This is a genomic window from Rhizorhapis sp. SPR117, assembly GCF_021742065.1.
Genome location: NZ_JAKKIE010000051.1, coordinates 1 through 25,962, shown reverse-complemented (window position 1 = coordinate 25,962; position 25,962 = coordinate 1). Strand labels below are relative to the sequence as shown.

27 protein-coding genes and 1 pseudogene are annotated in these 25,962 nt (G+C 58.7%); 16 read left to right on the top strand and 12 right to left on the bottom strand.

The window, feature by feature from the left end; genetic code table 11:
• The 6 genes from L3X40_RS16730 to L3X40_RS16705 all read left to right on the top strand — a co-directional run.
• A partial coding sequence (locus tag L3X40_RS16730; protein ID WP_237366622.1) for a hypothetical protein occupies positions 1 to 239 on the top strand: 239 nt, incomplete at its 5' end.
• A 608-nt stretch (positions 240 to 847) separates the two neighbouring features.
• Positions 848 to 3,130: a hypothetical protein gene (locus L3X40_RS16725; RefSeq protein WP_237366621.1), complete on the top strand. Its 2,283-nt coding sequence runs from the start codon at positions 848 to 850 to the stop codon at positions 3,128 to 3,130.
• Between the two features lie 86 nt (positions 3,131 to 3,216).
• The gene (locus L3X40_RS16720; protein WP_237366620.1) at positions 3,217 to 3,927 is read left to right on the top strand and encodes a hypothetical protein; all 711 of its coding nucleotides are present in this window, start codon (positions 3,217 to 3,219) and stop codon (positions 3,925 to 3,927) included.
• A 24-nt stretch (positions 3,928 to 3,951) separates the two neighbouring features.
• Positions 3,952 to 4,755 (top strand): hypothetical protein, encoded by an 804-nt coding sequence (locus L3X40_RS16715; RefSeq protein ID WP_237366619.1) that lies wholly within the window; start codon positions 3,952 to 3,954, stop codon positions 4,753 to 4,755.
• An 18-nt stretch (positions 4,756 to 4,773) separates the two neighbouring features.
• A complete protein-coding gene (locus tag L3X40_RS16710) occupies positions 4,774 to 5,424 on the top strand; it encodes a hypothetical protein (protein WP_237366618.1) in 651 nt (216 codons plus the stop codon).
• A 221-nt stretch (positions 5,425 to 5,645) separates the two neighbouring features.
• Entirely contained in the window at positions 5,646 to 6,329 is a 684-nt protein-coding gene (locus tag L3X40_RS16705) for a Crp/Fnr family transcriptional regulator (RefSeq protein ID WP_237366617.1), read from the top strand.
• Here L3X40_RS16705 and L3X40_RS16700 read toward each other — a convergent pair.
• The 3 genes from L3X40_RS16700 to L3X40_RS16690 form a co-directional block, all read right to left on the bottom strand.
• Positions 6,324 to 7,904, bottom strand: coding sequence for a TRAFs-binding domain-containing protein (locus L3X40_RS16700; RefSeq protein ID WP_237366616.1), 1,581 nt, complete (start codon positions 7,902 to 7,904; stop codon positions 6,324 to 6,326). The genes L3X40_RS16705 and L3X40_RS16700 overlap by 6 nt on opposite strands.
• 79 nt (positions 7,905 to 7,983) lie before the next feature.
• Complete coding sequence (locus tag L3X40_RS16695) at positions 7,984 to 8,469, bottom strand: hypothetical protein (protein WP_237366615.1); 486 nt, start codon at positions 8,467 to 8,469, stop codon at positions 7,984 to 7,986.
• Positions 8,470 to 8,506: 37 nt separating this feature from the next.
• Entirely contained in the window at positions 8,507 to 10,330 is a 1,824-nt protein-coding gene (locus L3X40_RS16690; RefSeq protein WP_237366614.1) for a TIR domain-containing protein, read from the bottom strand.
• 432 nt (positions 10,331 to 10,762) lie between these two features.
• Here L3X40_RS16690 and L3X40_RS16685 point away from each other — a divergent pair, with 432 nt between their 5' ends.
• Positions 10,763 to 11,188 carry a CHRD domain-containing protein gene (locus L3X40_RS16685; protein WP_237366613.1) on the top strand — a complete coding sequence of 142 codons (426 nt, stop codon included), beginning with the start codon at positions 10,763 to 10,765 and terminating at the stop codon, positions 11,186 to 11,188.
• Between the two features lie 95 nt (positions 11,189 to 11,283).
• Positions 11,284 to 12,000: pseudogene (locus tag L3X40_RS16680) on the top strand (anion permease); the annotation flags it as partial.
• Positions 12,001 to 12,109: 109 nt separating this feature from the next.
• Here the strand turns inward: L3X40_RS16680 and L3X40_RS16675 are convergent.
• Positions 12,110 to 12,406, bottom strand: coding sequence for a carboxymuconolactone decarboxylase family protein (locus L3X40_RS16675; protein ID WP_237366612.1), 297 nt, complete (start codon positions 12,404 to 12,406; stop codon positions 12,110 to 12,112).
• A gap of 33 nt (positions 12,407 to 12,439) precedes the next feature.
• Between L3X40_RS16675 and L3X40_RS16670 the strand changes: the two genes are divergently transcribed.
• A complete protein-coding gene (locus L3X40_RS16670; protein WP_237366611.1) occupies positions 12,440 to 12,673 on the top strand; it encodes a hypothetical protein in 234 nt (77 codons plus the stop codon).
• 32 nt (positions 12,674 to 12,705) lie between these two features.
• On the opposite strand, the gene L3X40_RS16665 is transcribed toward L3X40_RS16670, so the two are convergent.
• The 8 genes from L3X40_RS16665 to L3X40_RS16630 all read right to left on the bottom strand — a co-directional run bounded on the left by L3X40_RS16665 (position 12,706) and on the right by L3X40_RS16630 (position 19,261).
• Positions 12,706 to 13,404, bottom strand: a complete 699-nt coding sequence (locus L3X40_RS16665) for a c-type cytochrome (protein ID WP_237366610.1) — start codon at positions 13,402 to 13,404, stop codon at positions 12,706 to 12,708.
• A gap of 3 nt (positions 13,405 to 13,407) precedes the next feature.
• The gene (locus L3X40_RS16660; RefSeq protein WP_237366609.1) at positions 13,408 to 13,764 is read right to left on the bottom strand and encodes a cytochrome C oxidase subunit IV family protein; all 357 of its coding nucleotides are present in this window, start codon (positions 13,762 to 13,764) and stop codon (positions 13,408 to 13,410) included.
• A 15-nt stretch (positions 13,765 to 13,779) separates the two neighbouring features.
• Positions 13,780 to 14,475, bottom strand: a complete 696-nt coding sequence (locus tag L3X40_RS16655) for a heme-copper oxidase subunit III family protein (RefSeq protein WP_237366608.1) — start codon at positions 14,473 to 14,475, stop codon at positions 13,780 to 13,782.
• 19 nt (positions 14,476 to 14,494) lie between these two features.
• Positions 14,495 to 15,100 carry a cytochrome c oxidase subunit 3 gene (locus L3X40_RS16650; RefSeq protein ID WP_237366607.1) on the bottom strand — a complete coding sequence of 202 codons (606 nt, stop codon included), beginning with the start codon at positions 15,098 to 15,100 and terminating at the stop codon, positions 14,495 to 14,497.
• Positions 15,097 to 16,815, bottom strand: coding sequence for a cbb3-type cytochrome c oxidase subunit I (locus L3X40_RS16645; protein WP_237366606.1), 1,719 nt, complete (start codon positions 16,813 to 16,815; stop codon positions 15,097 to 15,099). The genes L3X40_RS16650 and L3X40_RS16645 overlap by 4 nt, the downstream gene beginning before the upstream one ends.
• On the bottom strand, positions 16,815 to 17,684 hold the full coding sequence (gene coxB, locus L3X40_RS16640; protein WP_237366605.1) for a cytochrome c oxidase subunit II: 870 nt from the start codon (positions 17,682 to 17,684) through the stop codon (positions 16,815 to 16,817). Before coxB ends, L3X40_RS16645 begins: the two co-directional genes overlap by 1 nt.
• Before the next feature lie 222 nt (positions 17,685 to 17,906).
• On the bottom strand, positions 17,907 to 18,461 hold the full coding sequence (locus L3X40_RS16635) for a hypothetical protein (RefSeq protein WP_237366604.1): 555 nt from the start codon (positions 18,459 to 18,461) through the stop codon (positions 17,907 to 17,909).
• Positions 18,401 to 19,261, bottom strand: coding sequence for a hypothetical protein (locus tag L3X40_RS16630; RefSeq protein ID WP_237366603.1), 861 nt, complete (start codon positions 19,259 to 19,261; stop codon positions 18,401 to 18,403). The genes L3X40_RS16635 and L3X40_RS16630 overlap by 61 nt, the downstream gene beginning before the upstream one ends.
• A gap of 267 nt (positions 19,262 to 19,528) precedes the next feature.
• On the opposite strand from L3X40_RS16630, the gene L3X40_RS16625 reads away from it, so the two are divergent.
• From L3X40_RS16625 to L3X40_RS16595, 7 genes are all read left to right on the top strand, one after another.
• Positions 19,529 to 20,020: a hypothetical protein gene (locus tag L3X40_RS16625; protein WP_237366602.1), complete on the top strand. Its 492-nt coding sequence runs from the start codon at positions 19,529 to 19,531 to the stop codon at positions 20,018 to 20,020.
• Positions 20,021 to 20,112: 92 nt separating this feature from the next.
• Entirely contained in the window at positions 20,113 to 20,742 is a 630-nt protein-coding gene (locus L3X40_RS16620) for a CerR family C-terminal domain-containing protein (protein WP_237366601.1), read from the top strand.
• Positions 20,739 to 21,746: a secretion protein HlyD gene (gene hlyD, locus L3X40_RS16615; RefSeq protein WP_237366600.1), complete on the top strand. Its 1,008-nt coding sequence runs from the start codon at positions 20,739 to 20,741 to the stop codon at positions 21,744 to 21,746. The genes L3X40_RS16620 and hlyD overlap by 4 nt, the downstream gene beginning before the upstream one ends.
• Before the next feature lie 8 nt (positions 21,747 to 21,754).
• Positions 21,755 to 23,491: an ATP-binding cassette domain-containing protein gene (locus tag L3X40_RS16610; RefSeq protein WP_237366599.1), complete on the top strand. Its 1,737-nt coding sequence runs from the start codon at positions 21,755 to 21,757 to the stop codon at positions 23,489 to 23,491.
• Complete coding sequence (locus L3X40_RS16605) at positions 23,488 to 24,618, top strand: ABC transporter permease (RefSeq protein ID WP_237366598.1); 1,131 nt, start codon at positions 23,488 to 23,490, stop codon at positions 24,616 to 24,618. Before L3X40_RS16610 ends, L3X40_RS16605 begins: the two co-directional genes overlap by 4 nt.
• The gene (locus tag L3X40_RS16600) at positions 24,618 to 25,715 is read left to right on the top strand and encodes an ABC transporter permease (protein ID WP_237366597.1); all 1,098 of its coding nucleotides are present in this window, start codon (positions 24,618 to 24,620) and stop codon (positions 25,713 to 25,715) included. The genes L3X40_RS16605 and L3X40_RS16600 overlap by 1 nt, the downstream gene beginning before the upstream one ends.
• Positions 25,716 to 25,719: 4 nt before the next feature.
• Entirely contained in the window at positions 25,720 to 25,899 is a 180-nt protein-coding gene (locus L3X40_RS16595) for a hypothetical protein (protein WP_237366596.1), read from the top strand.
• Positions 25,900 to 25,962: the final 63 nt, after the last annotated feature.

The following is a 25,962-nucleotide window of genomic DNA, read 5'->3' as shown; positions in this document are numbered from 1 at the left end:
GGAGTGGTTCAAACATGGGTCAAATCTCAGTGAAAATTTATGCCGCTACCGGGTCACTTCTCAGCGACAATCAACAGTCATTCATATCTCGTCGACATCTGCCCGTTCGCATTCGAGGCCAAAGTGGCATGATGAGATGGATGACCGGTTACAGACCCAAGCAAAGGTCTGTCTTCCTGCGCCCCCTTCGTAACCGTGGTCTGGTGGCCGCCTTGCGCATTGGTGGGATGATGGGCTGATTGCCGCTCTGGCATGGAGTGGTGATGCAGGATATCGAAGCAGATGGAGCGAGTGCACATACGAGCAGTCATATGAGCGGTCGTATGACTGCTCGGATCGAGAGCGGACCATCTGATTTCGGCCCAGTTTCACCCATAATCCGCCACGTGAACGAACGACCGGTTTCGATCGGCATTTTCCAGATCTCGAACGACCGCAATTGAGCGTTTATCGACTGAATCGGGCGGACTATCGTATTTCATTACGGAATTCCGTCCATAATAAGCCTTTGATTCTGTTCGTGACATTGGGCGTGACATCCATCACGCCCCACCACTTCGCATAGGTTTACTATCCGCATCATGGACAGATGATCTGTCCTTAGGCCGGCGTTTTTTTTCCTTGGGGTCGCTGCTCCGGCTTTAATCAGCCACCGCACCAGCATGATGGCTGGCGATAAAAACACAACGAGAAAGTCAGAGCATTTGTCCGTCCACGCAATGATTATGGCGAGGGAAAGCTGTGTGCTTCGTTCACGCAGCCTCTGACGATGATGATGTGACCAATCGCGCAAACGCAAAGCGCTTCGCGAAACGGGGGTACATGCCCTCAAACAGGAGATCCAGCCATGGAAAGCAAAAGCGTAAAACCCACAAGTTTCACCATAGCGGTCGATTTCGAGGGACGGCCTGACAAACCGATCCCCATAACCGCCTATCTGTTCGACCGGGCGGGCGCGCTGCTCGGTTTCGCGCCTGTGGAAAAGGGCAAGGCCAAATTGTCCGTCGAACGCGTGGCAAAAGGGGCCCGGCTCCTGATCGGCCCGTCTTTCGACGGCAAGCGCGAAGCGCCGCCCTCGCTCCACGCACTGGAGCAGCTGGACGCTTATGAGCCGCAATGGCGCTTTGACCCGGAACGCCCGGCCTATGAGTTGCCGCCCATTCCGGACATTCTCTGGCCGCACTGGCCGCTGTGCATCTGCCGGGTGCGCGGGCGCGTTGTAAAACGTACCGTTTCGCCGGGAGGCGTGGTGGTCGAGGCGCCAGTCTGCAATGCGCGCGTTCACATCTGCGAGGTTGATCGGCTGCCGTTCATCATCTGGCGTCTGCCCGATCTCGATATCATTCGCATCCGCGACGACCTGCTGGATATATTGCGTCAGCCGATCCCGAAGCCGAAAATCCCGATTCCCGATCCTGGCCCGCTCAAGGATATCGGCATCGCCTCTATCGATTTCGCAAGCCTGCGCCAAAAGACTCAGGTCAGGCAGATTGTCAGCGGATCGCGGGGCGATGAAGTTGCATTCAATCCGCAGCCCGATCCGCCAGTGGACAGGCCCATTCTCGCAGGCCGTTTCGGTCAGCCCTCCGCCTTTGCCCAGCTTTCGCAGCCAGTGATTTCCAGCCTGCTGTCGGAATCGGTGACGGTGGTGCGTCGCGCGCTCGTCGACAATCTCGCCGTCATCCGCCCGTGGATTTGCCGCTGGCCCTGGCTGCACCATTGGTTCTACCGCTGCGATGAACTGCGCGTGGTCATGACCGACGATGACGGCTACTTCGAAACGACCATCTGGTATCCCTGCTCGGGCGACAAGCCGGACCTGTATTTCTGGGTGGAATATTCGATCGGCGGCACATGGACGACGGTCTATCGGCCGCCCATTCCCTGCCATATCTGGTGGAACTATCCCTGCAACACCGAAGTGACGATCACGATTACCGACCCGCGCGTTCCTGGTTGCGGCACCGGTACAGAGGTGCTGGGCAAGCAGATCGTCGTCAAAACGGTCGGCCGTCAGGTCAGCATGGGCGAGATCAACCGCGAACCTTCGCTGGCCGATCCGTCGGCGGACCCAACCAAGGCAGGAACCGTCAAGCCCGGCTGGATCGATGCCACGAAGGAGTCACCTTTCGGCGCAACGCTCGAACCACGCGTCGATTTTGGTGACGGATTGGCGTCTGCGAACATCACCCATTATCGATGGTCCTACCGCACGCTCGGTAGCACGTCCGAAGCTGATTGGACGGTGATCGACGCCCCGGTGTCGCGACATTATCGTGAAACGACGCCTCCAGGAGCGCCGGTCGTCTACAAATCGCTCCAGATCGGCCCCGCGCCGGGCGTGACGGGCTATTTCATCGAGATCGATCCCGTGCTGCCCGCGGGCGGCGAGGATTGGGAAATCCTCGACGAAGGATTCGATCTTGCCAGCGCCTACCTGAACACCGAGGGGCTTGCTCCGGGCAAATATGAGCTGAAGCTGGAGCTGTTCCGCAAGGTGGCCGGGGTGATGACCAGGGTCGACCTGACGGCGGAAGGTGTCGGCATCAACCAGATCGTCGACCCGGCCCCGCTCACCGAAGGCACCTATGTCACGCAGCCTGCCGCACATGACCGGCTGTTGCTTGATGGCGGCGGTCATGCGGTTGCCTATCGTCTGGTGCTGCATGTCGACAACCGCGAATGCTTCGGGACGATAGTGCCGGTGACGGTGGCGCCGGGCGCAAATGACACGCCCTGCGGTTTCCTGGAATATGAGTCTGGTGCGGCGGCGACCATCGCCTTCCGCGCCAGCCAGCCCGGAAATTATGCCCGCTTCGACTTTGACGTGTCGCGCGTCGCCACGCTTTTGCCTTCGGCAAGCGCGGTGGGGCATGTCGATGCGGCATCCGCAAATGGCTTCGTGCGGGCAGGCGATCAGTTCAGCAAGACTCTGCCGGTCGCGACATTGTTCACCGAAGCCCTGCCGGCTGGACAAGACCCCTGCATCCGCGCTGCTTTTGGCGAGGCGCTGCAAGTCTATGCGCTGGCAACCAACGGCTATGGCCGCCTCAGCCAGCTCGATGCGCCGCGCATCGCCGATCCGGCGCAGGTTGCACTGCGGGCCTTCGCCCTCACGCTGGCCGACTAGGATGATGGCAAGCCGGGCGGGTGGCCGGGACACGACTCGACCATCCCGTCCGGCGCCATTTCTCATCCCCTGAAAGGAGAATCATCATGAGTCTTACCGAAGCAGAAGCCGTCTTCGCCAGTGTCCACGAAACGGCGCTCAACGACCTGATCACCGCCTTTTGCACGGATCGTCCGCGCTATCTGGTCTACGGATCGCCCAGTTTCGTGCCGGTTACCACGGTCGCGGAAACGGCGATGGCGGCGATCCCGTTTCCCGGCATTCCGGGCGGCATAAACTGGCGGATACGCCTTGGCATTCCCCATATCGATCTGTTCAAGCAGACCGATCCGCTGCCGCCGGAACTGGCGCTGGGGCCGGGCCAGTATAGCGGCAGGCTGGATGCGGAACTCTGCATCGATTGCCGCAAGATCCGAATCGACCCCAAGCCGCCCCGGCCGCACAGCCCGACGCATGGCGACAATCCGAACAACCCGGACAAGCCGCGCGACACCCACCCGATTGCGGAGCTGACCTGTTTCAGGCTTCAGCTCTTCATGATCGGCCATCTGGAGCATGTGATGGCGTCGACCGGAGAGGACGCCATCGCCCTCGCGGTCGATCAGGTCGAGATCGTCGATATCAAGCCCGACGAACTCGAATCCTTCCTCGAATGCCTGCTCTTCATGATCCTGCAGGCGGTGCTGGCGGAAATCCGTCTGCCGCTGCGGGCCTTGCGCGCAGGCGCGTTCCAGCTCGTTCCCACGGTCGGCCCGCTCATCGAGGACGATCAGATCAAGATGCGCGGCACTCTTTGAGAGCTGCGGGAAAGGAGATACATCATGGCAGAGATTATTGCGGCGCTCGATGAAGCTGGCGCCAACACATTGCTGGATACGGCGATCAGCCTCATTCCTGTGCAATCGGACAGCGGTTCGGGAAGCCTGGGGCCATTTGTCGCCAGCTATTCCGTCAGTGCAAGCCTGACCAACGGCGATGTCGACCTCATCCCGCCGGACATCATCCGGCTCGACGATCTGCGGGTAGACTGGGATATAAACCTCAGCTTCGGCATCGACCTCAGCACGATATTGCCCGACTTCTGCCTGCCGCAGGTGTGTATCAACATACCGTGCGTCGGCAAGGTCTGCACACCGAAGATCTGCATCGACTGGCCGACGATCAGCGTTCCGGTGCATTTTGCCGACTTCATCAAGGCCGATGCCGACTTCCGGCTCGATATCAGTCTCGTCGGCGGCGTCTGGAAGGTGCAGGCGGTGATCGTCGGTATTCCCAATCTGCAATTCGGCGCGACCACCGCGGCGCTGCTCGCGGCCATCGGGCTGGCGGTCACGCCGATCCTGCTCGCCATCCCGTTCATCGGGCCGTTTCTGGCACTGGCGGTCAACGCGATATTGCTGGCGATTGGCATAGCGGGCCTCACCGGTTTCCTGGGACCGATACTGACACCCTTCGTCAGCGGGATCAAAATCCCGATATACAATCAACCCCAGCTGTTCCCGGTGCTGCCCGCGCAAAGCGCCGTCGATCCTCAAGTTGATATCGTCATCGACGCCATCGCCGCCTCGGTCGCGCATAATGGCGCCGAGGATGAGCTGGTTCTCACCGCCGATATTTCGGCCTGACAGGAAAGGAGTTTCATCATGAACATGAACCAGAATATCTTCGACAGCCGCGCCATCCGCCGCACGGATTGCTATGCCCAGCGGTTCATGCGGCCGGGGCGCTATTCCTATGCCATCCTGCCTGCGGGCACTGCGGCGCTCAGCGAGGAGCGGCCCCATATGATCGTCGTCAAGGACGGCAAGAAGGATGGCGAGATGAAGCAGCATAATGTCTTCATCAAGGGGCGCGGCGCGCAATATGCGCCCGACAACAAGGAACTGACAATCGATGTTGGCGACCTGGTCCTGTGGAACTGCGTCAGCGCCGATGTCCCGCCCTTCGTCATCGCCGGCGATCAGGCGTTTTTCGACAGCGGCCGCCTGACCAATGAATGCGGTTATAGCCACGCCTTTGGACATCCCGGCGAATATAGCTGGAAAGACGCCTATGGCAGCGGCATTGGCGGTGTCGTCAAGGTCGTCGATCCGGCATGCAAATGCGAGGCCGACATCCGGAAATGGCGGGCAAAGCTGGGTGACGGGACAATCGTCATGATCGCCGACGGCAAGGCGCAGCCGGACAAGGTCGAAATCGTGACGGGGCAGACCGTGTTTTTCGCGGTCGTAACCTCGCCGGGCATTTCGATCACGGATGAGCGCTTTCTGGAGCAAGCCTCCTCGTACTGCTGAATCATGCGGTGATGTACAGCTCCTCCGTTGCGCGCGGGGGAGCTGTTTACTGCGTCAACCACGTCCGGGAGTGAAAAATTAATGCATTCCGGCCCACGACCAGACAGGATAGAGCACTGAAAGCGATATCTGCACAGGATGGCTTCATCCATGAATTTCGGGATGATCAGGATCGCTGCTCCGTTGCACTTGGCGGCGGGACGGCTATTCCTGTTCCCGACATGAAGACGCTTTCTTCCAGAACCGACGAGATGGCGATTGCCGCAGTGGCGAGCGCATTTGCCTGTTCGGACGAGATCGCGGCAGTGGTCGCGCGCGCGGGGAAGCTGAACAGCTTCCATTCGCGCAGCTTAATCCTGCGGCAGGGCGACGTTGTCGGTCTCGCCTATCTTATCGTGTCGGGCTTTGCCAAGGCGCTGTTTTATTCTGTCGATGGCCAGATGATTTTGCTGCACGAATATTATCAGGGCGAGTTGTTCGGCGCCCTCGAAGAAGCGGACGGGACACCGCAGGATGCCGATGTCATAGCCGCAGGAGATGTCACCGTGCTGGTCATCGATGCTGGTGAACTCGCCATGCTGGCCGAGCAATTCGGATGTATCGGGCTTGCGCTTTCCCGCATGCTGCTTCACCGTCTTCGCAAGGCGACCCGCCGGATGTACGAACGTGCGGCACTAAGCGCCGTCGGGCGCATTCATGCGGAACTGCTCCGGCGCGCGCGGGAAAATGGCGATATGACAATCCGCCCTGCGCCCGTGCTTTCCGAACTGGCGCTGCAGGTTGCAACGACAAGGGAAACCGTATCGCGCGCCGTCAATGCTCTCTACCGGCGCGGATTGATCCGGCGCGAAGGCAACGGCCTGACCATTGTTGCGCCCGACCGGCTCGAAGAAATGATTCTATAGGCGGGGACGCAAGGAGAATAGCGGGATTGGGAATTCACCATTTGAAGGTTCGAATTCGCCCACCAGCTCGGCGATGCAGCGGCCGGGCGACTGGAGGATGATGGCCGCGGCGAGATCCTCCGTGGCCTGAAAACCGCCGTCCAGCGAGGAAGCACATGCGCCGCAGCACGCGGCAACCGAGTGCGCAGGCAAGCGCTGCTTCCCGGCGAAAGGATCGAAAACTGGCAGGCCGACGCAAAAGTCCCCGCCTACGGGCCAACCTTCCCCGCTCAGTTTCGCTCCTGCATCCATGGCGTCCTGCGGGTGCTGAAACGTTAATATGAGATATTCGCCCGACCAGAATGGCGGCATTGCGGGATGTAGATCGGCGACCGCTTCGTGAAGGCGCGCCAGTTCGCTTTCGGGTGGCGGGGCATCATCGGCGGTTTTGCGCGATCCCATTGCCAGCAGGGCGAAAGCGCGTTGCGCATTTTCCTCCGAATCTGCGGCATGACGTTCCGCAAGGATGCTTTGCCGTGCCGCCGCGATCAACCGCTGGCGCAACCCCGTCCGGTTCCAGGCTTCGGCAGCCCGTGTTGTCGATGCGCCCGGTGCGGTGTGCGGCTGATCGGGATCGACCACCAGACACTGGATCGCTTCGCTCTCCAGCCCTTGTGCATGCCTAATTGCCAGACCCATCGCTATGACGGCAGCGGTGTCGATCACCGCCTCGTCCGGCAGACTATCCAGCGGACGCACCGGGCGGATCATTTCGGCCCGTTCCAGCACAACGTCGAAGCGCTTGCGCCACGCTGAACCGAACGGATCGACCGAACGAGCCGCGAACGCCTCTACCCCTCCGGGCAATATCGCATGAACTTCTGCGCCGGCTTCCAGCAAAGCCTCCGCGATGATAATGTCTGCTCCGGCGGCAAGCGCCCCGAATCCGAAACCGATTTTCTCGTCCGCGATCATCTCGGCGATTTGCGCCAGAAGCGCGTCATTCGCCGCTTCGTCGCTGAATGACATATGACCGCTGAAATGAAGCGAACGCGGCGGCCGCAACGCATCAAGCCATTCGGCAGGCGCCTGTTGCGTTTCCAGAATCAGGGCGAACTGGCGGAGGGTCGATGCGTGATCTTCCCAGGCTCTGGGCGCAAGCGCGATCGCATCTATCAGCGTCGCACGGGCTTCCTCTTCCCTCCGCAGCAGCAAGAGCGCCTCCGCGATGGTGGCGGCATGATAATAAGGCGTCTCCGGCTCATCGGGATTGGCTTTGATCCAGTCGATTGCCATGGTCGCCAGCTTGTCGGCCTTGCTGTCGTCTCCGGCCAGCATGGACAGGGTCGCCGCATTGATGAGTGGATAGCTCGCTTGCCCGATTTCAGCGGCGCGTTGATAAGCCACGGCCGCTTCACGATAGAAGCGCAACCGCTCCTTACCCGCAGAACGCAGCGCAAAATCCTTGAGCAACCGCCCCTTGAGGCTGAGCGCGCGCGGATCGTCATCGTCGCGATCGAGACCGGCCTGCTGAAAAAGGCGCCAGGCATGATCCAGCGCGCCTGCCCGCGCATGCGCGATTATCGGCAGGAGCAAGGAACGCCGCTGTCCGATGCTCACAGGCCACCCGCTGACGAAGCGATGCCCGGATCAAGCGAAAACATCAAATCCATAATTAATTCAGATTGCGAATTTTGGGATCGAGGATGAAAGGCAGGCGCCAGCGGACCGGCTTGCCGTCGCAATCGGTTCTTTCTCCGGAAGCGATCAGGCCCAGATTAAATTGCAGCTCCGGATCATTGGGGCCAAGGGGGGCAATAAGAAATTCGAGATCCCGTGCCGGTTCGGATGAGGGGGGAGAAACGCGCCGCAAATATTTCTGCGAAGTCGCGCATCCCGCAGTCACATCCTGTTCGTCGGTCATGAAGACCAGATCATCCTGCAGGATCACGACACGGACGCTGACTTCTTCCGCCTGCCCGCCGGTTACCGTGGCGACATTGACGTCAAACGGTCCCCATCCGTCCCTGTCGCAGCGTTCCGGGACGAAGCGGGCGACGGGGTTGAGCGGGTCTATATTTTGCAGGATCATGATGATCTGCTTTCTGGACGGTGATTCGTCCTTGCCGGATCGGGAAATAGGAAGAAGCTGGCTCGACATTATAACCTCCGTTCGGTGTGAGTGGCTGCCTGTACGTTCATCTTTCTCCCCCGCTACTACCAACATCGCTGAATTCGGCCGCAAAATCGATGCCCCACCGTGGAGAAAACTGTCCTTTTACCGCGATATCGGCCAACTGGATGCTGGGCTTGCGCCGCTCCAGCCGTGCTGTGAGAAGTCCGCAAAACTGTCCGATCTCCACGTCTTCACGGGCTGTGGCGGAAGCGCAGTCCGCAAGCAGGCGGCGGCTTTCCCGGAGCGCGGGAGGCGGCAGGGTCGGTGCGTTGCGCAGGATTGCCTTTACCAGAAACAGGCCGGTCGCTATCCGCCGCTTTTCCAGATTGTCATTGGCCCGGTCCATCGCCGCCAATTCGGTTGCCCGGCGATAGGTTTCCCGCAAACGCTTCTCCGCCTCGATGGTGGCACCCGAGTCCAGTTCGACCAATGCCATGCCCAGATCATTGCTGAGCCACCCGCGCTTATATTGAACATTGCGCGGATATTTGACGATCAGGCCCTTGAGGATATCGGTTTGTCGCTTTCGTTCGGCCAAAGCATCGGCATAGCGCCGCTGGGCGCGATAGGCGTCGGCTATCCAGCCATGAGAATCGGCGATTTCCCATTTTATACTGTCGTCCTCCTGCCTCATGGCCAGCGCCTTCTCAAACCGCGCCAGCGAAGCGCGGAAACGTTTCTCGGCGGCGGGCGCGTCTCCGCGATCACGCAGCAATAGAGTACCGAGATTGCTCGCCGCATAGCCCGCCTCCATCAGCCAGTCAGGCTTTGCGGGTTCCTGTCCGATGAGCTGGTTCGCCAGTTGCTCATAACGCTCGAACGCCTTTTGAGCCGCCGCGACCCGCTGGGTGCGCCAGGCGATGAGGCCGAACCAGAATTCACTCTGGGCGTGGGCGTATATGCGTTCAGGATCATCAGGGTCCTGTTCCAGCAATCGTCCGGTGGTGCGCGCCGCCTCCTCGAACTGGGCAAGCGCGCGGACGAGATCGCCGCGTTGTTCGTCGTCCTCGCCCATGGCGAGCAGGATGCGCGCGCGCCGTTCCAGCGAGGACGCCGGCAGCCGATCGAGATCCTGCCGCCTGTAATAGGAAAGCGCGCGGTTGTTGACCGCCGACAATATGTCCAGCCTGCCGACCCCTTCCAGCCGTTCACGCAAATCGGTAAGCATGAATTCTATCAAACCCTCCGCTGAGGCCCGTTGACGCTCCGCTTCATAGCGGGCCTGAACCGCCATGATCGTTAACGTCGATAATATTGCCACAGCCAGCAGCGCAACTATCGTGACAGTCGTCACGCGGCGCATTTTGCGTTGTGCGTCGCGTTGCACCAGATCGCCCAGGGGAATGTCGACCAGTCCCGCCAATAATTTAAGCAGGCCGAGGCGCCGGCCGTCTCCCTCCGGCCTCAGATCCGATGCAAGGGGTTCATATGGGGTATATGCCTCACCCGCCGAAATCGCAGGCGGAAATGCCGTTTCGGGCGATCCGTCGACCAGCGCGAGCAAGATCGGCCGTTCGGGGTGCAGAGCCCGGAATTCCTCAATCTCCCGATTGACCCAGGCGGAGGCCGCTGCATCGGGCGAACAGATGACAAGCAGCGCATGCGATGCGGCAAGCGCCCGTTGGACCTTTTCAGGCAGGCTTGCTCCTGCCGACAGTTCTTCCCTGTCGCGAAAAATCGGAACCAGATTGCGGGGCAGCGAACCGAAGCTGGTCGCCTTGCCGACCAGCCTTGATGGGAAGCGATATGTTTCCAGCTTCCTGTGAAGCCATTTGGCGATCGCCTCATCGCTGTGGCTGTAGCTTATGAAGGCGTAATATTCGTGCCCCATAGATACCCTGTTCATTAGGACAACACCGCAATTTTGCACATATGTTTCCAAAGAGCAATCATGACACTCACGAAGGCTGTTTATGAAATATAATAATTCGCGTTATTTGTTTATGCCAGTGCCGGACCTTGGGTATGCCTATAATGGCTAATTATGTTGTATATTCTCCATGCTGTTATGCTGGCTCTTTGCCCTCCGATGGCGTGGCGGCCCAAGTCCACCCGGCGCAAATTCACTATCATAGAGTGACCGGGAGCCGCCATTCTGAAAACACCCCTTCTGATCATCCAAACTCCACAGACCGAACCTGAATGTATGGCAGGTTCTGACGGGCGGCTTTTGAGGGCGAAAGCGGATCAACTGCGCTCGCTGGAACGGTTTGCATTGCCGGGGGTTCTGCAAAAGGGGTTCAACGACAGGAGGGTTGCTGTGGCTCCGCAATCTATAATGGCATTGTTCATTCTGACTTCTGCCTCGCTCTTCGCAACTGCCGCTGTGGGGCAGTCGGCGGCCGGAGGCGAGCGCAGCTTTACCACCACCCTGACCGGCGCAGCCGAGGTTCCGGGCCCAGGTCATACCGACGGCACCGGAAGCGCGACTGTCACCGTCAATGTCCCGAAGAAGCAAGTTTGTTATGAGTTAAGCGTGTCGGGTATCGGCACGCCCATGGCAGCGCATATTCATGAAGGCGCTACCGGCGTCGCAGGTCCGCCAGTGGTTACGCTTGAAACTCCGGAGACGGGCTCCAGCAATGGTTGCGAAGACGTTACGGCGAAGGTGGCAGCGCAGATTCTGGCACGACCCAGCCAATATTACGTGAACGTCCACACCGGCGATTTTCCGGCGGGAGCAGTGCGTGGTCAATTAAAATAAACGGCGACAGCACTATGTGAGTTCGTGAAAGAACCCAGCGGGCTCTGAACGAGATCGTCTTGCCTTAAGGGGGGTCGGATCACAGCCCTAAACTTCATGTCGTTACCTGGCTCAAGGGCATTCCATCCTCCAGCAGCCATGCATTGATCGGCGGCCTTATCGGCGCGGGCACGGCCCACGCCGGGATATCGGGCATCGAATGGAGCGGCCTCAACAAGACGCTGATCGCCATTGTCCTGTCTCCCACGCTGGGCATGCTGCTTTCCATGTTGATCATGCTGGTAACGAGCTGGCTGTTCCGCAATGCAACCGCTCGAGGCGCGGAGAACAGGTTTCGGTATCTTCATCTGCTTTCCTCGGCAGCCTATTCGATAAGCCATGGCCTTAATGACGCCCAGAAGACCATGGGCGTTATTACAGTGCTCCTCTATTCCACCGGACATCTGCATGGAGAGTTTGCGGTGCCGCACTGGGTGGCGATAGCTTGCTATATCGCGATTGCTCTGGGTACGCTCACCGGAGGGTGGAAGATTATCGAGACGATGGGATCGCGCATTACGAAATTATCGCAACATCAGGGGTTTAGCGCTTCACTCGGCGGTTCGGTCATGGTGTTCACAGCTTCACTTTTGGGCATACCTGTTTCGACGACGCATACGATCACGGGGTGCGTGATCGGCGCGGGTACTGCGCGCAGAGCCTCAGCCGTACGCTGGGGTGTGGCGCAGAGCGTGATGATCGCGTGGATCATCACCATTCCCGCATCGGCAACAGTCGGCGCCATTTTCTATTTTCTCACCCGGCTATTTTGATCTTGTCTCCGCCGTTCTTCGCCACGACCAGAGCCCAATGTCGGTCGTTGGTTCAAGGAAGGTGGAGTTTTGCGTCGAGTGCCGCCAATATAGCTGGCTTTCAGCGGCTTCAAGATGACCTCTGATAGCCGCCGGCACAGCCGTTGATTTGCGACGCCCGGATTTTCACCAGTTCAAGCAACGGCTTTTCCAATCCGCTCGCGGCGACTTGATTGGAAAAGTCCAGCCACGCCTGCGACAATTCGGGTGCGACGGCATAGGGATTGATGCGTGTCGGTCGCGCGGAGTGACGGATTTGGCACTCGGGGCAAAGGACCGTGCCCCGCCAGGCGGCTTTCGATCGCTTTTGCGGCCCCGGATGATTACGATATGTGTCGTTCCCCCGGAGATCGATATCCGGTATCATCAACGGATCGTCACCAAACGAAAGGAAGTCGCCATGCTACTGATTTCGGTCGGGGTGCTTTGCATGATCGCTGGCGTCGTTGTCGCAACGCTGCGGACGCTGCGGCGCGGCCGCCTTAGTCAGACTCGCAGCCTCGATAGCGATGAAACGCCCGATACGCTGGAGCCAAGCGGTCGGGGCGATCGATTAAGCCTCGCGGCGGATCTGCCGGGCATCGGACTCGCATTGCTTGGCGCAGTGCTGATCTTCGTCGGCGCGTTCCAGTAGCTGCAATTCATCACCCGCGCCTGCGTGAGCTGCTACTGTGCCCCGGCGCCTTGTCCGGCGGCACTGGTCATCGGAGCAGGAAAGGCTGGCGCTCCCGGGCTTAGGCTGGCCAGATATTTTATTACGGCCGCGCGGTCTTCGTCCCGGCGAAGTCCGGCAAACGCCATCTTGTTGCCCGGAATGGCGCGGGCCGGTGACGTCAGATAGCTGTCTAGCCGCTCATAGGTCCATGCCCCTGGTTGTGCCGAAAGGGCGGGCGAGTAGGCAAAGCCTCCATGCGAGGCGATATTGCGTCCAACCACGCCCCATAAAGCTGGGCCGACGCCATTGCGACCTCCAGCATCCATGCTGTGACAACTGGTGCAGACTCGCGCCTTGCCCTTGCCCACCGCCGCATCCGCGCTGGCCAGTAGCGTTCCAAGATCGGCTTCCTGCGGCTGTGGGGTCGTGGCTCTGGCCGGAACCGCCGTCACGGGTGGTTTCTGCCGTTCGATATTACCGACATAGGCGATGAGCCTGCCTTGCTCGCCCGGGCCTCCAAGGCTGCCCGGCCAATCCCGTTGAACCGCCGCCAGATCCACGGCGGGGGGCATTTCGTCGGCACCCCCAAATGCCAGTTCACCGGGATAGGTGGTGGGAACGAGCTGCCCGGCGAACCATTCGCCGCTCCATATCACCAGGACCGCGCCCGCGGCTGCTGTCCAGGCGATCTTCCATCCTTGCCTGTCCATGCCTTATGCCCCATCGCCAAAGAAGATGGCCCGCGTCCAGAACACATAGTCGGATTCAATACTCATGATGCCCACAAGCACGAGCAACACCAGCGGCGGCACCAGTATGGCGTAGAGCAGGGACAGCCTCTCCCAGGCCATGTGCATGAAGATCGTGACGATGAGGCCGGCCTTCAGCAGCATGAAGATGACGATCAGCGTCCAGCGGATGATCCCCTGAAAATGGAAATAATCGACCATGTAGGAAAGGGCACTCAGGACGAAGAGATAGCCCCATATCTTCAGGTAAAGGCCGATGGGGTGCTGCTGCCCCTGATGAGCATCCACCTGTTGCCGCGTTGCCAGAGTGTCATGGTTCATGCGCACGTGCCTCCGTCACCACAGATAGAAAAAGGCGAAGATGAAGACCCAGACGAGGTCAACGAAATGCCAGTAAAGCCCGGCGATCTCTACCGATGAATAGTCGCCGCCGCGGTCATAATCGCCGCGCAGCACCTTCGTTGCGATGATGAGGAGAAGGATGACGCCGCATGACACGTGCAGGCCGTGAAAGCCGGTGATCATGAAGAAGCTGGCGCCAAATTGCGGCGCCCCCCAGGGATTGCCCCATGGACGGACACCTTCATGGATCAGCTTGGTCCATTCGAACGCCTGCATGCTGACGAACATCGCGCCAAAAAGGGCGGTCGCGAACATCAGGGCGGCTGTCTTCCTGCGATCGCGCCGGTATCCGAAATTGACCGCCATCGCCATTGTACCGCTGGAACTGATCAGCACGAAAGTCATGATCGCGATCAGGATCAACGGAATGGACTGCCCGAAGAGGGTAAGCGCGAAAACCTCGCTCGCATTCGGCCAGGGCAGCATCGCCGACGCCCGCATCGTCATATAGGAGACCAGAAAACAGGAGAAGATGAAGGTATCGCTCAGCAGGAAGATCCACATCATCGCCTTTCCCCAATGGGTGTGGCGGAAAACTTCCTGATCCGCAGCCCAGTCGGAGGCAATTCCGCCCATCCCTTGTGGGGGCGTGCTATGCTCTTCCTTCTCCATCGTCACCAGTTGCGACATGGCGATCGCTTTCTGTTTTTCAGGTCAATAGTAACAGTCCTGCCAGCAAAACCCAAATGAGCAGCAGGGAATGCCAGTAAAGTGCACACAGCTTGATGCTGGACAGCCTTGGCCGGGCAAGCACGCGCAGCCATGCGGCAAGGCCGCCGATCAGGTGCAGACCATGGATGGCCGTCAGCAGATAGAAGAAGGCGTTTGCGGGGTTGGCCGAGAGATAATAGCCTGCGGCATAATAATGCCGCCAGAGAAGAATCTGGCCGAACAGAAAGGCAATGCCGAGCAGGCCGCCAACAATGACGCCAAGGCGTATCCGGTCGGGAGCGGCCGTGCCGCGCCGGGCAACCTCCCATGCCATGCTGCTCAGCGCCAGAATCGCCGTATTCACCCAAAGCAATGCTGGTTCGGGCATTGGTCGCCAGTCGCCCGCGCCATGCCCCATCGCTTCGTGCAACCCCATCCGCATCAGATAGGCCGCAACCGTCAGCGAGAAGATGACGGCCATCACCGCGAAATAGAGGTAGAGCCAGACCGCGAGAGCTGTCGGGCGATAATCGGCTGGTTCATCAAACCCTTCCGCGCCGGGGGTGAGCCAGCTTTTCTCGGCGAGGCGGGACAGCAGACTCATGACGGCGCTTCGTTCTGGGGAATGAAGTCGCGGGTGTGGCCGGGGACGCTGTAGTCATAGGCCCAACGGTACACCGTTGGCAGCTTCGCGCCCCAATTACCATGTTTGGGTGGCGTATCGGGTGTCTGCCATTCGAGCGATGCCGCGCCCCATGGATTGGGGTCGGCCTTTGGGCCGCGAAAATAGCTCCAGATCATGTTGTAAAAGAAAAGGAACTGCGCCGCGAACACCAACAGGGCGGCAACAGTAATGGCCTGATTCGCCAGATGCGCCGAATGGGGGATGAACGCCGTTTCGCCCAGGGCATAATAGCGGCGCGGGACCCCCAGAACGCCCAGATAGTGCATTGGCAGATAGATCGCATACACGCCCAGGAAGGTGAGCCAGAAGTGCCATTGGGCCAGCGCGTTGTTCCACATCCGCCCGGTGATCTTGGGATACCAGTGATAGATGGCGCCGAAGATGACGAGGACCGGCGACACGCCCATCACCATATGAAAATGCGCGACCACGAAGAAGGTGTCGGATAACGGCACGTCGACGCTCACATTGCCGAGAAACAGGCCGGAAAGACCGCCGTGTATGAAGGTGAAGAGGAATGCCAGCGCAAAAAGCATTGGCACACGCAGATGGATGTCGCCGCGCCAGAGGGTCAGGAGCCAGTTATACACCTTGATCGCGGTGGGAATGGCGATGACCAACGTCGATGTCGCAAAGAAGAACCCGAAATAGGGATTCATGCCGCTCACATACATATGGTGCGCCCAGACAACAAAGCTCAGCGCACCGATGATGACAATGGCCCAGACCATCATGCGATAGCCGAAAAGATTCTTGCGCGCATGGACGCTGATAAGGTCCGACACGATGCCAAATGCGGGCAAGGCGACGATATAAACTTCGGGATGGCCGAAGAACCAGAACAGATGCTGGAAAAGGATCGGACTGCCGCCTTCATGGTCGAGCGGCTGCCCCATGGAAAGCATGGCGGGCATGAAGAAGCTGGTGCCCGCTACATGGTCGAGCATCATCATGACGGCCGCGACGAACAATGCCGGAAAGGCAAGCAGACCCATGATGGAGGCAACGAAAATCCCCCAGACCGAGCAGGGCATGCGCATCAGCGTCATGCCTTTGGTCCGCGCCTGAAGCACGGTGGTCACATAGTTCAGACCGCCCATGGTGAACGCGATGATGAAGATGGCGAGGCTCGCCAGCATCAGCAGGATGCCCCATTCATGCCCTGGCGTTCCGGCCGTAATCGCCTGCGGAGGATAGAGCGTCCAGCCCGCTCCCATTGGCCCGCCCGGCACGAAGAAGCTCGCCACCAGCACAAGGACAGAAAGCAGATAGACCCAGTAGGACAGCATGTTGACGAAGGGGAATACCATATCCCGCGCGCCCACCATCAAGGGGATCAGGTAATTGCCGAACCCGCCAAGAAGCAGCGCGGTCAGCAGATAGACCACCATGATCATCCCGTGCATAGAGACATATTGCAGATAGTTTTCGGGCTGAATCCAGGGAAATGCCCCCGGAAATCCAAGCTGTAGGCGCATGAGCGCGGACAGCAGCAGCGCCACGAGCCCGATGCCGATCGCGGTCACGCCATATTGGATGGCGATGACCTTGTGATCCTGACTCCAGACATATTTGCCGATCCACGTCTTGGGATGATGCAACGGGCGAAGGTCGTCAGCGATCGTTGTTGCCATCAGTTCAAACTCCCCCGGATCGGCGTGGCGCAGCTGTCGGCGCTGGCAAGAATGGCGGTGATCGAAGCGGGGCTTGCCTGTGCCATGATCTGGCCAAAGGTGATCTGATCGGCGAGCCACGTATTGAATGCCTCCTGCGGCTCTACCACCACCGTTCCGCGCATTTCATGATGGCCGACGCCACACAGCTCCGCGCACAGTATTTCGTAGGTCCCTATCTTGGTCGGCGTCATCCAGAAATAGGTAACGATTCCCGGCACCAGGTCCATTTTCGCCCTGAACTGCGGCACATAGAAATCATGCAGCACATCCTTTGAACGCAGCACCATTTTTACCGGCTGGTCGAGCGGAAGATGCAACTCGTTCGTCTCTATCAATATGTCGTCCCGGCCATAAGGGTCGAGGGGATTGATGCCAAAACTGTTGTCGGGCGTGATATGTTGGACAGCCGCTGTCCCCAGTACGCCATCGGGGCCGGGGAAACGGAAACTCCACGTCCACTGCTGGCCCGTCGCCTCCACCACCGCCGCATCCTCGGGCACATTCACATATTGGCTCCAGGCGATGAGACCGGGGGCCAGCATTCCGGCGATGCCAATGGCCGTCCAGAAGGTCAGCCGCTTTTCAAGCGAGGCATTCTCCGGCTCATAATGGGCGCGGTTTCCGGGTTTGTGCCGGTAGCGCCATATCGCCCATGCCATGAAGAGATTGAGCACCACAAAGGCGACAGCGCAAATCCATAAGGTGATATGAAGCGCATCATCAAGGGAGCCCCAATTGGATGCGAGCGGCGTCAGCCACCATGGGCTTACCAGGTGAAAGATCACAGAACCGAGCACAAGCAAGGCGATCGCAATGGCAACTGGCACAGGCTCTCCCCTCCTGTGCGGGCGGTCCCTGACCATGTAACCCGGCCCTGAAACGAATCGCCACGCGGGAAACAACCAATTTCACGTGACCATATAGACAAAATCAATGCGATGAAAGTGGAGCATCCGAATGCAGAACGATGCACCAAGGTGGCGTCAGATTATCATCGCGGTTTTCGATGCCGACGGGCTTGTGTGAGCCGCCCTACCAAAGGCCGAAATCTATAAACCCGCAACAGGAAGTTTTTCGCTTTTCCAGCTAATGACGCCGTAGACATGATCAATGACTTGCCCATCGGAACTTAGCGGTAACAACACACCTCGACATAAAATCTGATAGCGTTCGGTCGCAAAATCATATTCGGCTGTCACCGGTTGTTGCTGAGACATGACCTCCGGCCAACGCCCCGCAAATTGGCCAAGCAATGATCGTTGCGAAACGGCGGTCAGGTCGACAGGCAATGTCGTGAGATCCGCTTCTTCAAGCAGGACAGGGCCGACATGGCATACGATCGGGGTTTGCGTCTGGCGAAGATCGAGCATGAAGCCGTGTGCTGAATAATCTTCCAGCGATTGTGGATCGAATGCATCGACTACAACCAGTTCACCATCCTGTTTGATCGATTGCCAATAAAGCAGCGCGCGCCGGTTGAGCCGCCGTTCCAACGACCATGCGGGACGCAAACCGGCACTTCGAAATATTCTCGCCAACAGGTTCACCGGCGTTCCTCCTTGATCCCAATCATCTGCTTGACCGAACTCACGAATTGATTCCACCCGCCGGTTGACTCCGGTTCTCGCAGAAATTCCTCCGTTACCGTCACCTTTTCAGTACCGTTGCGCAAAGGAAGCCGAACATCAGCATGCCACCCGCGCTGCACAGGCCCGACAAGCTGAGGGTCGCTGGCGATCAGAGTATCGGGATGTTTCGGGTCGCGGCGAAACCAGACTGCGATCCAGCTATCGTTAAAACGCAGCATCAATTGGCAAGGCCTGAGATTAGGGCACATGGTCAGGCCATCGGGGACCTGAATTGCCAGATGCAGCTGATGCACGTCTATCAACGGCTTTCCCGCGATAAGCTCAGCGACAGCTTGCACCGTTCCATTTCCGCCAATCCCCGCTTGTGGATTGACAGTCTGTATATTCACTCGCTCAAAACTCTTGGGGCATGGCATCTGAAAGGTGAACCCACGCCGCTCTCCCGCAGGCAATATGGCTTCCACCACCGAACGCACACTGGGACCGGTCCTGTTGCCAAGTGAATCCTGAAACGAAAATTCGAGGACAACCGGAAACATGATCCTCACGCCTCCGTTATGCACGGCCTGACTGATAGCGCAGCTTTTGCCCAACCGTTCTACCGACGCTGCCGATATGGTATTGGATGGCTGACCCCACCCGCCGCCTGAAGCGCTATCTGGCTGGGCGGCCGGCTGTTTCGGCGTGATTCCTGTCTTGGCACCTGAATCACTCTGCACCTGGTTCGGATCTGACAAGAAATTCAGATCAATCCGGCTGAGCAGGAATCCGCCTGCCACGACCAGAACGACGAGGGCTTTGACAGTGTATGACATGGCCTTGACGCGCTTTTGACGGTGCGCAAGCGACGCCGGATCGGCATCGGCGAAAACCGTATAGCAGGAGCGACAGTATCGGGCTTCGTCACTGGCTGCTGTGCGACAATTGAGACAGAGTTTCATTGAAGCGCGACACCTGAGATTGTGATGCCCCAGTAGAGACCAATATGGTCAATATTTCATTAATCCGGCACTTGTCTCCCCAAATGTCCGGTATTTTCATACCCATTCCCTCGAAGAGTTTAATTGCCTATGCATGCCCGGATGAAGAATAGTATAAAAATCGCCAACGCCCTGGGTGCTGTCCTTTGCCTCACCACGGCCTGCTCCGACAGCAACAATATCAATAATGAAAATATGGCAAGCAACCGCGAGCTTGATCTGTCGAGCGACATTGCACCGAATAACCGACCGGGAAGCACTATCAGCTATCCCGTTCCGATCGGGGAAGACGGCCCGCGGTTCGATGCATGCGGCGGCGTTGGCCGCGTACGCGGATCAGGCGGAGACGGTCTTGAAGTGATGGCTGCGCCATTTGAGGATGCGCAAACCATCGGGAGCATCGCCAACGGCCATAACCTGTTTATCTGCACGCGCAGCCTGGACCAGAAATGGTTCGGCGTCGTTTACGCAGGGGAAGGACAGGAAGCAAAAGATTGCGGCGTATCTTCCCCTATCCGAAGCCGCCGGGATTATGCCGGACCTTGCAAAAGCGGCTGGGTCTCAAGCGCCTTCGTGCAGTTGGTGGCAGAGTGATCGGACTGACCTGACTACCCTCTCCTTGGGTATTGACAATATATGTCCCCAGGGTCATTAATTTGTTCGTTCGAACGAATGAGAGCCCTGCAATGATTGAAAACCGGCTTCTGGAAACTGCAATCAAACAATTCGGCCGCAATGGCCTGGAGGGCGCAAGTACGCGGACAATTGCCAAGGCCGCCGGGACAGCCATGTCGTCGATCACCTATCATTATGGCGGCAAGGAGGGTCTGTACCTCGCAGCGGCAGATCATATCGCGCGGCAAATACGTGAACAGATGACGCCCATCATGTCCACCATGCTAGCCGAACCACAAAATCTTGCTCCCGAAGAGGCTGCTTCGTGCATCGTCATGGTGGTCGACAGACTGGCCCAAATACTCCTTGGCAGGGAATCTGCGAACTGGGCAGGTTTCATCGTGCGAGAACAGATGCAACCCACAGAGGCATTTGAACGCCTCTATTCCGGCGCTATGGGGCCAATGATGGCTTTGCTTGCCGGACTGGTGCAGACCGCAACAGGCATGACCGACCGGCAGGAAATCCGGCTGCTGGTCCTTACCATTGTTGGGCAGGTCCTCGTATTCCGGGCCGCGCATGCCACGACGCTGCATGTGCTTGAACTGACCAGCATCGATGAAGCGACGGGCGCTGCCATACGCGCACGTATTCAGAACAACGTTAAGGCCATATTGGCCGCAGCAAGGGGCGAAGCATGACCCGAACCCGTTTCATGGCTGTTGTTGGCCTGATCGTTGCCATAGTGGTCATATTGATCACCACCACCAGCGGCTTCGGCCTGTGGCGCAAGGATGATGGCGCACTGACGCTATATGGGAATGTCGACATACGCTCGGTCGATCTGGGGTTCCGCGTCAATGGCCGCATTGCCGAAATGCCGGTGGAAGAAGGCGCAAATGTAAAGGCCGGACAAACGCTCGCCATTCTCGATACGCAGCCTCTCACTGACAAATTGGCGGCCGCGCAGGCGCAGGTGGCGCTGGCACAGGCTGACCTGACCAAACGCCGCAATGGCAATCGACCACAGGATATCGCGCAGGCCAAAGCGCAACTGGCGCAACAGCATGCCAATCTTGTCAAGGCAGATGCGGAATATGAACGGCGCAAGGCGTTGGTGGCGACAGGCGCGATTTCCCGGGCTCAATTCGATCAGACGGTGGCCGCATGGCGCGCCGCGCAAGCACAAGTCACCGCAGCGAGCGAGGCTTTATCGCTGCAGCAGGCTGGAGCGCGTAAAGAGGATGTCGAAGCAGCGGCAGCACAACTTCAAAACGCCCGCGCACTTCAGGACAGTGCCATGACAGACCTTAAGGATGCGACACTCCGTGCGCCATCGGATGGCGTCATCCTGACCCGCGCCCGCGAACCAGGGGCCATCGTGCAAGCCGGCGAGATGGTCTTTACGCTAACGATCAACCGGCCCATGCGGGTGCGCGCCTATGTCGCCGAACCCGACCTGGGACGGATTGCACCGGGTATGAAAGTATTACTGACAACCGATGGCAACAACAAGACATATCATGGTCAGATCGGCTATATTTCTCCGGCCGCCGAATTCACGCCCAAATCGGTGGAGACGGAAAGTCTGCGCACTGACCTTGTCTATCGTCTGCGCATCATTGTGAGTGATCCCGATGGCGGCTTGCGCCAAGGCCAGCCGGTAACGGTGCAGGTGGACGCACATCCAAAGCAGGATCGGTAACGTCTGGCATGGCACATGCCCTCGCCTGGACCCGCGATCTTGTAAAGCGCTTTGGCTCTGGCGAGGATCCAGCGTTGGACAGTGTTTCGGTCTCGATAGAGGCAGGCATTATTACCGGGCTGGTTGGACCGGATGGTGCAGGGAAAACAACTCTTATCCGCTTGCTGGCCGGACTGTTGCTGCCCGACGATGGTGAAATCGAAACGCTTGGGCACAGGCCGGGTACGGAAATGGGCGACATCGGGTATATGCCACAGCGTTTTGGCCTGTATGAAGATCTGAGCGTCCTTCAGAATCTGAGGCTTTACGCGGAGCTACGCGGCCTTCCGCGAGACGAGCATGACGCAACCTTTGAGCGGCTGCTCGATTTCACCGATCTCAGACGCTTCCAGACCCGGCTTGCAGGAAAACTATCGGGCGGTATGAAACAAAAGCTGGGTCTTGCCTGCGCTTTGGTGCGGACGCCCCGGCTGTTGTTGCTCGACGAGCCGGGAGTGGGCGTCGACCCGATTTCCCGTCGCGAATTGTGGACCATGGTCAAGGAACTGACCGGAGAAGGCATCGGTGTGCTGTGGTCCACCGCATATCTGGATGAAGCGGAAGCGTGTGACACGGTGCATTTGCTCGACGACGGCAAATTGCTTTTTTCGGGGCCACCCAAAGACCTCACCAGACGGGTCGATGGTCGCATATTCAGATTGGAAGGATTTTCAGGAAATCGGCGACGCCTGCTGGAAAAGGCCCTTGATCGGCGCGACGTGATGGATGGCACAGTTCAGGGCAAGACAATTCGCTTGTTGATGTGCCCGGAAACCGGTGCCCCGGACATTACCGCTCTGGGCGCAGGCGATACTGCGACTGCGATGCCTGCGCCTTCCCGCTTTGAGGATGCCTATGTCGATGCGCTGGGCGGCGGCCCCAAGGGCACAAGCGAACTGGCAGCGCATTATCGGACCATTCCACAAAGCGGTCACCCTGCGATCGAGGCCAGCGGACTAACCAAGCGTTTCGGTGATTTTACGGCGGCCGAGGACATATACTTTTCTATCCCACGGGGAGAGATTTTCGGTCTGCTCGGTCCCAATGGCGCCGGCAAGTCCACGACGTTCAAAATGCTGTGCGGCCTCCTGACGCCCAGCGGCGGCACGGGATCGGTAGTGGGCCATGATCTTCGCCGTGCATCGGCAAAGGTGCGTGGATCACTGGGTTATATGGCGCAGAAATTCTCGCTCTATGGCGATTTGTCAGTACAACAGAATCTCGCTTTTTTTGCCGGTGTATATGATCTTGACCACGCCTACGCGGCCAAGGCGATCGAACGCATGATCTCCATCTTCGACCTGAAACGCTATCTCAGTGTCAATGCCGGGTCATTGCCGCTTGGGTACAAGCAGCGTCTGGCGCTTGCCTGCGCTGTCATGCATGAACCACCTGTGTTGTTTCTCGACGAGCCCACATCGGGCATCGATCCGATCACCCGGCGAGAATTCTGGACGCATATCAACGGCCTTGTCGAAAAAGGCGTCACCGTTCTGGTCACGACGCATTTCATGGACGAGGCGGAATATTGCGATCGGATCGCCCTGATCTACCGGGCTCGGGAAATCGCCATTGGCACACCCGACGACCTGAAAGCCAAGGCGGCGGAACTATCCGGATTGGACGACCCGACAATGGAGGATGCCTTCATTGCGCTGATCGAGGCATCGGATCAGGCGCGCGAAGGCGCAAGAGACGCGGCATGAAAATGGGACGCATAGACAAGCGTCGGCTGATGGCGATGCTCCGCAAGGAAGCCGTGCAGATCATCCGCGATCCGTCCACCCTGCTTATTGCATTCGTGTTGCCGCTGATCCTTCTGTTCCTGTTTGGTTATGCTGTATCGCTCGATACGGCACGGACGCGCGTCGGACTGGCCTTGGAAGACGACAGTGCCGCGGCGCTTGGTCTTGCACAGGCATTTGAACGCTCACAATGGTTTGATGTCAGCATGGCGCGGTCGGTCGCGCCGCTGAAAGAAGATCTGGTGGCGGGACGCATCCGCGGAATCATTGTCATTCCCGTCGATTTCGCCGAAAGGCGCGCCCGACACGGCGATGCCCCGATCCAGATCATAACCGACGGATCAATCCCAAATACCGCAAGCTTCACCGCCGCCTATGCAGAGGGGGTACGTGCGAACTGGGCAGCAACCGAAGCGGGAATCGGTGCGCGCGGATTACGCCCCCCTATCGAGCTGCAAACCCGGTTCTGGTTCAACCCGGAACTCAAGAGCCGTTATTTTCTGGTGCCCGGCGCCATCACTATTGTCATGGCCATGATAGGCACGCTGCTGACAGCATTGGTGGTCGCACGCGAATGGGAACGCGGAACGATGGAGGCGATCATGGCAACGCCGGTCAGCATGGCAGAATTCATCGCCAGCAAGCTGATCCCCTATTTCGTCCTTGCACTCTTTTCCATGGCGCTGTGCACGGCGCTGGCGGTTGCTGCGTTCGGCGTGCCATTTCGAGGATCGATCGTAGCATTATTCATCATCGCCTCAGCCTTTCTGGTGCCGGCGCTTGGACAAGGTCTGTTGATTTCAGCGGCTATCCGTAATCAATTCGTCGCCAGCCAGATAGCGTTGTTGTCGGCCTTTCTGCCGGCATTATTGCTGTCAGGCTTTCTATTTGAGATTTCTTCCATGCCCTGGCCGATACAGGCGATCACCTATCTCGTTCCTGCCCGCTATTTGATCCCATCCTTGCAGACAGTGTTCATGGCTGGGGATATGTGGGGCCTGTTTATCAAGGACATTGTGGCCATGCTTGGCTTTGGCGCGCTGTTTTTCGCACTGACATTCCGTATCACCCGCAAGAGGCTCGACTGATGGGCCGTCTGCGCGCAATCACCATCAAGGAATTCTGGGCCGTGTTGCGCGACCCCCGATCGCGAATCGTACTCTTCGTCCCGCCTTTGCTGCAACTTTTCATCTTCACCTTCGCCTCCACACTCGACGTCAAGAATTTCGACGTCGGCATATTGGACCGCAGCGGTGGACGGGCTGCCATCGAATTCGCTTCGCAAATAGCGGGCAGCCCCAATGTGCGCCATGTGGTGCCGCTTCGATCGGACGAGGCGCTGGCACACGCCATCGACAACCAGGATGTGATCGCCGCCATCGTTCTGGAACCCGATTTCGATGTTCAGCTTGCGCGTGGCGGAGCAAAGGCCGGACTCATTCTCGATGGTCGGCGCTCCAATGCGGCTCAGATCGTCGCTGGCTATCTGCAACAGATCGCCATGCGCACAGGCGCCACCTTGCGCCCCGGCATAGCCGCTGCGCCGCCGGGCAGCATCGTGCGGCACTGGTTCAATCCCAATCTCGACTATCTCTGGTTCACCCTGCCCGCGCTTGTCGTCATCCTCGGGGCCACAACGGGTCTGGCTGTCACAGGACAGTCGATAGCACGTGAACGGGAATTGGGGACCTTTGATCAGTTGATGGTATCACCCTTGCGCGTGCATGAGATTTTGATCGGCAAGACGGTGCCTCCGATCTGCGTTGGCTTGATCAATGGCACGATTTTCCTGGGCGTGAGCGTTCTGCTGTTTGGCGTGCCGTTTACTGGATCGATCCTGCTGTTTTTTCTTTCGCTGTTCATCTACCTGTTGGCGCTGGCGGGAATAGGCTTGTTCGTTTCCGCTGCATCACAAACGCAGCAACAGGCGTTCCTGGGCATATTCCTTGTTTCGGTGCCGGTGATCCTGTTGTCGGGCTATGCCAGCCCGGTCGATAATATGCCAGGATGGCTACAGATGATCAGCATGGCGGACCCAGCACGGCATTTTATGGTGATCGTTGAGGGCCTATTTCTAAAGGACATGCCGGTCAGCGAAATCCTGTCAAATATTGTTCCCCTTATTCTCATTGCCTCCGTCACGATCAGCTTGGCGGCATGGTTGTTCCGCGCCCGTATGGAGTAGCGCCATGACCCGTACCCCCCTTCTCCTCCTGGGCGTTTTGATGCTTCCTGCCTGTGCGGTCGGACCCGATTACAAACGCCCGCCCGAAATAAAGGCATCGCCGGACTGGACAGAGGCGACCAACAACAGCGCGGTGGACGCGCTTTGGTGGATGCGCCTTGGCGATGAACAGCTGAATGACTGACCGGCTGATGCCGGTAGGATCAAGTGGAGGGGCTGAAGCCGTTTCTGTGGGAATGCCGGTCCA